At 73.9% G+C, this 8,876-nt stretch carries 5 protein-coding genes; all 5 read left to right on the forward strand.

The annotated features are described in order from the left end of the window. The first annotated feature begins 570 nt into the window (after window positions 1–570). Window positions 571–2,316 (forward strand): BTAD domain-containing putative transcriptional regulator, encoded by a 1,746-nt coding sequence (locus ACFU99_RS20945; RefSeq protein WP_384394152.1) that lies wholly within the window; start codon window positions 571–573, stop codon window positions 2,314–2,316. A gap of 231 nt (window positions 2,317–2,547) precedes the next feature. Beyond that, window positions 2,548–4,848 carry a TOMM precursor leader peptide-binding protein gene (locus ACFU99_RS20950; RefSeq protein WP_384394154.1) on the forward strand — a complete coding sequence of 767 codons (2,301 nt, stop codon included), beginning with the start codon at window positions 2,548–2,550 and terminating at the stop codon, window positions 4,846–4,848. Between the two features lie 8 nt (window positions 4,849–4,856). Further along, window positions 4,857–6,824 (forward strand): TOMM precursor leader peptide-binding protein, encoded by a 1,968-nt coding sequence (locus ACFU99_RS20955; protein ID WP_384394156.1) that lies wholly within the window; start codon window positions 4,857–4,859, stop codon window positions 6,822–6,824. Window positions 6,825–6,928: 104 nt separating this feature from the next. Then, window positions 6,929–8,530 carry a SagB family peptide dehydrogenase gene (locus tag ACFU99_RS20960; RefSeq protein WP_384394158.1) on the forward strand — a complete coding sequence of 534 codons (1,602 nt, stop codon included), beginning with the start codon at window positions 6,929–6,931 and terminating at the stop codon, window positions 8,528–8,530. Window positions 8,531–8,618: 88 nt separating this feature from the next. After that, window positions 8,619–8,876: hypothetical protein (locus ACFU99_RS20965; RefSeq protein ID WP_384394160.1), on the forward strand; the 258-nt coding region annotated here is incomplete at its 3' end.

The raw sequence follows: 8,876 nt of genomic DNA on the forward strand, positions 1-8,876 counted from the left end.
CGTTTCTGCTTCGCGTCGCGTTAACGGCGATGCCCCGGCAAAGGCTCCGCCTATTCATTGCGGGCCGTCAAGGGGCGCGTCATCGCGGATGCGTGTGTCAGCGAAGTGCCAGCGAAGTGTCCGAGGTTTGTCAGCGCGTCGGCATAGGGCTTTCCCATGAATGATGGCGCCGTGCCGATGAATCGGACGTAGTGGGTCCAAAGCGACTTGGCGGCATCACTCGCTAATGCTCCTGGCGCGCATCGCGCCGGGCGGGGTTTTGCGTTTTCTTTGCCTTTTCCGTTCTTCCGCCCGGTGACGCGAGTGCGCCTGGGATGTATCGACTTGTATGCCTTGACCTGTGGAAACGACGATTGACCTCAGGCATGGGTGTATGTACGGTGCAGTGGCGATTCGGGGGCGATCGGTCGTGCTGGCTGATTAGGCGTGGCCTAAGCAGTTCAGGCGGCGCGCAGGGCAGGGATGGTTCAGACCTGTCGTGCGCGGCCGTGGTTGGCGCCCCATTGATTGAAGCGTAAAGTAATGGGGGCTGGTTTGTGCGCTGCGGTTCGATTCTCTGTGCTGGGCCTGATGAGTATTTCCGACGGGGAAAGCACCGTCGCCCTTCCACCCTCTAAACCGACCACCCTGCTCGCCGCAATGCTGTTGAGGCCCGGAGCCGTGGTCTCCACGGAGTTCCTCCAGCGCGCGGTCTGGGGCGAGACACCGCCCGCCACCGCCAAGGCCACTCTCCACACCTACGTCATGCGGCTGCGCCGCCTCTTCGCGAAGTTCGGCATCTCCAACGACGCCATCGAGACCATGCCCGGCGGGTACCGGCTCCCGGTCAACGGCGACACCCTCGACCTCGCGCGGTTCCGCGAACTGCTGCGCTCCTCCGAGCGCGCCGAGGAGCCCGAGGACGAGTCCCGGCTGCTCGGCGAGGCCCTCGCCCTCTGGGAGGGCCCGCCCATCTCGAACGTGCAGTCCGAGGTCCTGCACCGGGACGAGGTCCCCGCGCTCCGCGAGGAGTGGCTGCGCGCGGCCGAGCGCCGCTTCGACGTCGAGCTCTCCCTCGGCAGGTGTCGCCAGGCGCTCCCCGAACTCCGTTCGGTGGCCCGCGCCCACCCCGGTCACGAGCGGTTCTGGGAGCGGCTGATCGAGGCCCTCTACCGCACCGGACGCCAGTCCGACGCCCTCGCCGAGTACCGCACCGTCAAGGAGTACCTGAGCACGGAGCTCGGCGTGGACCCCGGACCGTCGCTCCGCAGGCTGGAGATGACCATCCTGCGCGGCGAGTCCATGGGCCCCGACGCGCCCGACGCCCCCGCCCCGTCCGAGGCGGCGCGCGGTACGGGCGCGGGCCCCGCCCCGTACGACCCCGGCCTCGCCCTCCCCGCCGACCTGCCCGACTTCACCGGCCGCGAGCACGAGAGCGCCGAACTGGCGGAGCAGCTCACCGCCGACCGCGGCGGCCCGGCGATCGCCGTGATCTCCGGCCCGCCCGGCATCGGCAAGACCGCCCTCGCCGTGCACATCGCCCAGCAGGTCCGCGACGCCTTCCCCGACGGCCAGTACTTCGTGCGCGTCGGTCCCGAGGGCGGCGGCGGCGACGGGGACGCGGCGGGATCGCCCCGCCCGCTGCCCGCGGCCGCCGCGGACTGCGGCGACGGCGAACGCCGTACCCTCGTCGTCCTCGACGACGTGTACAGCATGGAGCAGATACAGGCGGCCCTGCCCACCGCCAAGGGCAGCGCCGCCGTCATCACCAGCCGGATGAGCCTGGCCGGCCTCGCCGCGAGCCGCGGCGCCGGCGTCTACCGGCTCGGCGCGCTCGCCGCCGACGAGTCGCGCGCCCTGCTCTCCTCGGTCCTCGGCCACCGCCGGGTCGCCGCCGAACCGGGACCCACGGACGAACTGGCCGACCTCTGCGGCCACTTCCCCCTCTCCCTGCGCATCGCCGCCACCCGGCTGCTGCTCCGCCCGCGCCACCAGATCGCCGACGACGTGGCGTGGCTGCGCGACGACCCGGTGGGGCGGCTCTCCGTCGTCGGCACCCCCGACATGTCGCTGGCCCAGACCTTCGGCACCTTCCTCGGCCGGCTCAGCCTCCCGGCGATCCGGGCCTGCCAGACGCTGGGCAACAGCCCGCAGCAGCTCCTGTCCCTGGACGAGTGCGCCGCCGCGCTGCGGCTCTCGCTCGTCGACGCCTCGGCGGTGCTGGACCAGCTGATCGACGCGAGCCTGCTGGAGGGCGACGCGCCGGGCCAGTACCGGATGCCCGCGCTGCTACGGGCCTTCGTTCGCCGCGACGCGGGCGTGGCGCTCTCCAACTGAGCCCCGGCCGGCCGGGCCCCGACCCGCTGAACCACAACCAACAGAGCTCCGAGAAGCGCCCCTCCGCCTCCCGGGCTTCCTGAACCTCCCCACAACTCAACCTCCTCGACGCCGCCGGACCGGCCCCGCCGGACCGACGCCGAGCACACGGCTGCCCGCTCACCCGCGGCCGTCCGACCACGCGCGGTCCGTCTGCGGCCGGGCAACCCCCACCTGACAAGGGTTCCGAGAATGACCACTGAGCTCACCGAGAACACAGCGAACACAGCGACCACGGCAGACACGACAAACGCCGCGTACGAGAAGCTCGCCGACACCCGCCCCCGCATCGGCCGGGACGTCCTCTTCACCCAGACCAGCGAGGGCGTGCTCTTCCACAACGCCCACGGCGGCTTCCACCTCGCCGCGAAGTCCGCCTACCGGTTCGCCTCGCTGATCGTCCCCCACCTCAACGGCCGGCACCGGGTCGGCGACCTGTGCGCCGGGCTCCCCGAGGACCGCCGCACCATGGTGACCGACCTCGTCGGGACGCTGTACGAGCGCGGCTTCGCCCGCCCCGTGCCCGCCGAGGAGGAGACGGCGGGCGTCGCGGGCGCGCTCCCGGCCGAGGTGACCGAGGAGTTCGCGCCGCAGATCAACTACATCGACCACTTCGAGGACGGCGCGGCCGAGCGCTTCGCCCGCTTCCGCACCAGCCGCGTCGCGGTCCTCGGCGACGGCCCCGTGGCCCGCTGGTGCGCCCTGTCCATCGTCCGCAACGGCGGCGCCAACGTCGATGTCGCCCCCGCCGCCACGGAGAACGACGACACGACGCAGGCGGGCGGCCTCGGCGCCGTACGGGCCGAGGCCCGGCGGCTCGCCGAGCGCGGCGCGCCCGCCGAGCTGGGCATGCTCCCGCACAGCGAGGAACCGCTGGGCTGGGCCGACCTCGGCGCGTACGACGTCGTCGTCTGCACCGGCCCCGACGCGCCCCGACAGATCCACCGCCTCCTCACCGAAGGCATCCCCGCCGGCCGCAGCGTGCTCCCCCTGACGGTCCTCGGCGACCGCGCCGTCGCCGGCCCCTCGATGACCGCCGGCCGGCCCGGCTGCTGGGCCTGCGCCATGCTCCGGCTCGCCGCCAACGAGGAGGGCACGACCGCCGCCGCCGACGTCTGGAGCCGCGTGAGCCTCCCCGGCGCCCGCGCGTCCGACGCCGCCCTCGGCCAGAACCCGGCGGCCCAGCTCGGCAATCTCCTCGGCTACGAGGTGTTCCGGATGACCGCCCAGGCCCCGCCCGCCGAGACCGAGGGCCGGATCATCGTCCAGGAGCTGGACTCCATGGACACCCTCACCGAGCGCGTCCTCCCGCACCCCGACTGCTCGTTCTGCCGCGAAGCCGACGGCCGCCCCGCCGCGCCCGCCGTCGCCGGGACGCTGCCCGAGGCGCCGCACGTCGCCACCGCCCCGACCGCCGACGACGCCGAGGCCGTACTGGAGCAGCTCAACGCCGAGAGCGAACTGGTCGGCGCCGCCGCCGGGGTCTTCACCCGGTTCGCCGACGACGACCTGACGCAGACCCCGCTGAAGGCCGGCCGCCTCGTGCTCGGCACCGGCGGCGGACGGCGGCGCACCGTCGCGGCCTTCGACGTGCACCACGCCGCCGGGGCCCGGCTGCGCGCCCTGCGCACCGCCGTCGACGTCTACGTGGAACACGCGGTTCCGCTGCCCGGCGTGCTGCGCGGCACCGCGCTCGCCGACGCCCGCGCCGTGCTGCCCACCGTCACCCCCGCCTCCCTCTCCACCGCGAGCGGCCTGCCGGTGACGGCCGACTCGGTCGAGGAGTGGGTGGCGGCCACGTCGCTCTCCTGCGGCGAGCGGGCGCTCGTACCGGCGGCGGCGGTCCGTACGTTCGGGGCGCACAACGCCTCCCGCGCGTACGTGCCGACCAGCGCGGGCGCCGGGGCGGGCGGCTCGCTTCCCGAGGCGCTGCACCACGCGCTGATGTCCGCGCTCGCCTACGACGCCCTCGAAGCGACCGCGCGCGGCACGCGGAACGTCACCGAGGTGCCGCTCACCGCGCTGGAGGACGACGCCGAACTCCGCTTCCTCGTACGGTCCGCCGCCAACCTGGAGACCGGGATCGAACTCCTCGACCTCGGCGAGAGCGAGGCCGCCGGATCCGGCGCGTACGTGCTCCTCGCGCGGGCCGCCGGGGGCCGCTGGGCGATCGGCGCGGACCTCACCTGGCAGGGCGCCGCGATGGCCGCGCTGCGCGACCTCGCGGGCCGCGTCCAGCTCACGCGGGAGGACCCCGAGGGCGCGGCGCCGGACACCGGGGACGCGCTGCTCGCCGCGTTCGAGCCGGCCGCCGTGGCCGTCTCCGGCACGGCCGCGCCGGACCTGACCGCCGCCACCACCGCCGAGGCCGTACTGGACCGGCTGCGGTCGGCGGGCCGCGACGTGCTGGTCGTCCAGACCGCCTCCGACGACCTGCTCCTCGGCGGCATGCACGCCGTACGCGCCCTGCTCACCGGCCGGAAGACCGCATGACCGGCACCATGGCAGGCTCACGCCCCACGGCCGTCGCGGAGCCGCCGCGCGTGACCGAGCCCTGGGCGGCAGCCGCCGCCCAGGCCCTGTACGCACGGCTCGCGGGCCGTACAGACCGTGACCTGGAGATCGCCGTGCTGCCGCTCGGCGTCCGGGACGAACTGGCCGCCGCGCCGCCCGCCGCCCTCGGCGCGGGAGACCGGCCCGTCGCTCCCGTCTACGTGTACGGGCACACCGCCGTCCTCGGCCCCGTACCGCCGCCCGGGGCGGAGAGCCGCCCGTGCGGCCACTGCCTCGCCCGCCGCTGGCAGGCCGTGCGCCACAAGCCGCTGCGCGACGCGCTCGAACTCGGCGGCCCGACCCGCGCCGCCGGGGAGCCGCCGCACCTGACGCCGTTCGCGCTCGACGCGCTGGCCGCGCTCATCGCCTCCCAGGCCGCCGGGTCCACGCCCGGCGAGGGCGGCTATCCGCTGGTCCACCGGCTGAACCTGGAGAACCTCCGGGTCCGCTCGTTCCCGCTGGTGCCCGACCCGCAGTGCCCGGCCTGCGACCGGCGGCCGGCCGACGCGCCCGCGCCGGTCGCCCTCGACCCGTCGCCGAAGACCGCCCCCGGCTCGTTCCGGGTACGGGACCTCGATGACCTGGACATTCCGCTGACGGCGTTCGCCAACCCGGTCTGCGGCACGCTCGGCGCGGGGGTCGCGCGGGAACTCGACGCGCCGACCACGGCCTCCACGGTCGGCAACTTCGGTCTGCGGACCGGCCATTACCTCCATGAGACGTTCTGGGGCGGGCACTCCTACCGCTACGGCGACAGCGTCCGCATCGGCGCGCTGGAGGGGCTGGAGCGGTACGCGGGCATGCGCTCGCGCGCCAAGGCCACCAGCGTCGTCGCCTCCCTCGCCGAGCTGCGCGAGGGGTCCGACCGGGTCCTGGACCCGCGCGAGTGCGGTGTGTATCCGGACGCGTTCTACGCCTCCCAGTCGCGCGTACGGCCGTTCAGCGAGGACGCCCGCATCCCCTGGGTGTGGGGCCACTCGCTCCGCGACGACCGGCCCGTGCTCGTACCCGAGATCCTGACGTACTATCACTCGGCCCCGCTGGAGCAGCGGTTCGTGCAGGAGTGCTCGAACGGCTGCGCCTCCGGCGGCTCGCTCTCCGAGGCCGTCTACTACGGGCTGATGGAGCTGGTGGAGCGCGACGCGTTCCTGCTCACCTGGTACGGGCGGCCCGCGCTGCCCGAACTCGACCCGCACAGCAGCCGGGACGCCGCCACCCGCGAGATGGTCGACCGGCTCGCGATGTACGGCTACGAGGCCCGGTTCTTCGACGCCCGGATGACCCTGCCCGTCCCCGTCGTCGTCGCCACCGCTACGCGCGTGGACGGCGGCGAGGGCGCCCTGTGCTTCGGCGCGGGCGCGAGCCTCGACCCCGAGGCGGCGCTGCGGGCCGGACTGGCGGAGATCGCCACCGACTCGCTGCACCTGCGCCGCCGCACGGAGTGGAACCGCGCCGAACTGAAAGCCATGGCGGCCGACTTCGGCAAGGTGCTCGCCCTGCACGACCACCCGCTGGTGTACGGGCTGCCCGAGATGTCCCGGCACGCCGCGTTCCTGCTGGGAGAGGCGGGCGCGGAGCGCGCACCGCTCCACCGGCTCGACGAGGCGTACCGCGACCCGGACCGGGCCCTGCGCCCCTCCGACGACCTGAGCCAGGACGTGCACGGCTGCGTGAACGCACTGGCCGCCGAGGGGTTCGACACCATCGCCGTCGACCAGACGCTGCCGGAGCAGCGGGCCATCGGCCTCCACACGGTCAGCGTGATCGTGCCCGGCCTGCTGCCCATCGACTTCGGCTGGGACCGGCAGCGGGCCCCGCACATGCCCCGGATGCGCACGGGGCTGCGCCGGGCCGGCCTCGCCGACCGCGACCTGGAACCCGCCGACCTCAACCCCGCGCCGCACCCCTTCCCCTGAAGACTCCTGAAGTTGACGAGTCCGGGCTCTTGGGCCCGGCGCTCCACCAGACCTCCGTGAACCGGCGACCAGGCCGCCGGGCCCGCGGCTCGAAAGGACCTGTGATGGGTACAGCCCACGACTACCTCAGCGCGGTGATGCAGCGCAGCCGGGTCGGAATGCCCCCGATCGGCTACGTGCCGAACTGGGCCGACAAGCCCCGCCTCGGCAAGTACTACCCCGACGCCGAGAGCTTCCCGCTGCCCCAGGGTGACGACCCCGAGGGCGCGACCTTCGACACCGGGCTGCTGCCGCCCCCGGCCGACGCCGCCCCCTTCGACCTGGCGACGCTCGGCGGGATGCTCCGCGACTCGTACGGGCTGCTGTCGCGACGGCTCGCCATCCACGCCAACGACGACCTCGCGTCCCTCCCGTTCTACGCGGGCGCCAACTGGGCGCGCGGCACGGCCTCCGGCGGCGGGCTCTACCCCGTCAGCGTCTACTGGGTCAACGGCCCCAGCGGCCCGCTGACGCCCGGCGTGCACTACTACGACACCTCGCAGCACGCGCTGCGCCGCCTGCTGACCGGCGACGTCACCCCGGACGTACGCGACGCCCTGGACCTGCCCGAACTGCCGGAGGACGTCGACCAGTTCCTCGTGCTCGGCATCAAGTTCTGGCAGAACGCCTTCAAGTACAACAGCTTCAGCTACCACGCCACCACGATGGACATCGGGACCATCACCCAGAGTTGGCGGATGTGGGCCCGCGCCCGCGGGCTGAGCGTCGAGCCCGCGTTCTGGTTCGACGAGGAGAAGCTGAACCGGCTGCTCGGCGTCGACGCCGCCGACGAGGGCTTCTTCGCGGTGATCCCGCTGCGCTGGGACGCCGCCGCGAGCCGCACGCCCGGCCGCCCGGCGGAGCGGCCCTCCGAAGGCCCCCGCGTGCGCTACGCGGAGCAGGAGAAGTCCCGCGAGCTGCGGACCTTCGAGACGCTGGAGGCCATGCACGCGGCCACCCGGCTCGGCGCGACGGACCGGCCGGACCGTACGGCCCTCGCCGCCGCCCGTTCCTACCCGCCGCGCGCCGGGGAGGCCGTCGCGCTGCCCGAGCCCGCCCCGCTCGACGCCACCGTGCGCGGCGCGCTGCGCGACCGCCGCAGCAGCTTCGGCCGCTTCGCCGCCGAACATCCGCTCACCGAAGCCCAGTTGAGCGCCGTACTCCACGCGGCGGTGGCCGGGTCCGCGCTGCCCTGCGACGTCGGCCCGGCGGGCGAGGGGCTGTCCCTCGTCAAGATGTACGCCTTCGTCAACCACGTCGAGGGCATCGAGCCCGGCGTCTACGAGTACGCGCCCGACGGCAACACCCTCCGGCTCGTGGCGGCCGGCCCGCAGGGGACCTTCCTCCAGCAGAACTACTTCCTGTCCAACTACAACGTGGAACAGGCCGGCGTCGTCCTGGTGCCCACAGTCCGCGCCTCCGCCGTCCTGGACGCCGTCGGGGACCGCGGATACCGGCTGGTCAACGCCGTCGTCGGGGCGATGGCGCAGGCGACGTACTCGGCGTGCGGCGCCCTCGGCGTCGGCTGCGGCGCGGCGCTGGGCTTCGACAACATCTCGTACATCGACCGGATGGGCCTGGCCGGCACGGACGAGGTGCCGCTGCTGATCACCCTGATCGGCAACGAGCGGTCCGACGGGGCCGACTTCCGCTACGAGATCGCCTGAGCCGCGCGGGATGCCGGACGGGACGACGCAGGAGCTCTCGTACGAGACGCCGTACGGGACGACAGAGCACGAGATACGGGGACATGCGATGACTACTGACTCCCGGCCCGCAGCGGCCGGAAGCGCGCCGTCCTGGGCGCTCGGCGAGCGGTTCATGGTCCGCGTCGCCGGACTCCCGGTCGAGTCGGTGCGCGCGCTGCGCACACCGGACACCCGCCGCTGGGCGGACGAGGTATGCGCCGCCGAGGCCCGGCTGGTGGAGCGGGCGGCCGACCTCAGCGACCGGCTGTACGAGGTGATCAGCGCCAACACCGACGACGGCCTCCGGCGCGCCCTCGTCAACATC

It is taken from the genome of Streptomyces sp. NPDC057654 (assembly GCF_042800135.1).
In the GTDB taxonomy this organism is placed as follows: Bacteria; Actinomycetota; Actinomycetes; order Streptomycetales; family Streptomycetaceae; genus Streptomyces.

Excerpts from the sequence above, each read along its gene's own strand:
- ACFU99_RS20945 (WP_384394152.1), top strand. The coding sequence starts at position 571 with ATGAGTATTTCCGACGGGGAAAGCACCGTCGCCCTTCCACCCTCTAAA.
- ACFU99_RS20950 (WP_384394154.1), top strand. The coding sequence starts at position 2,548 with ATGACCACTGAGCTCACCGAGAACACAGCGAACACAGCGACCACGGCA.
- ACFU99_RS20955 (WP_384394156.1), top strand. The coding sequence starts at position 4,857 with ATGGCAGGCTCACGCCCCACGGCCGTCGCGGAGCCGCCGCGCGTGACC.
- ACFU99_RS20960 (WP_384394158.1), top strand. The coding sequence starts at position 6,929 with ATGGGTACAGCCCACGACTACCTCAGCGCGGTGATGCAGCGCAGCCGG.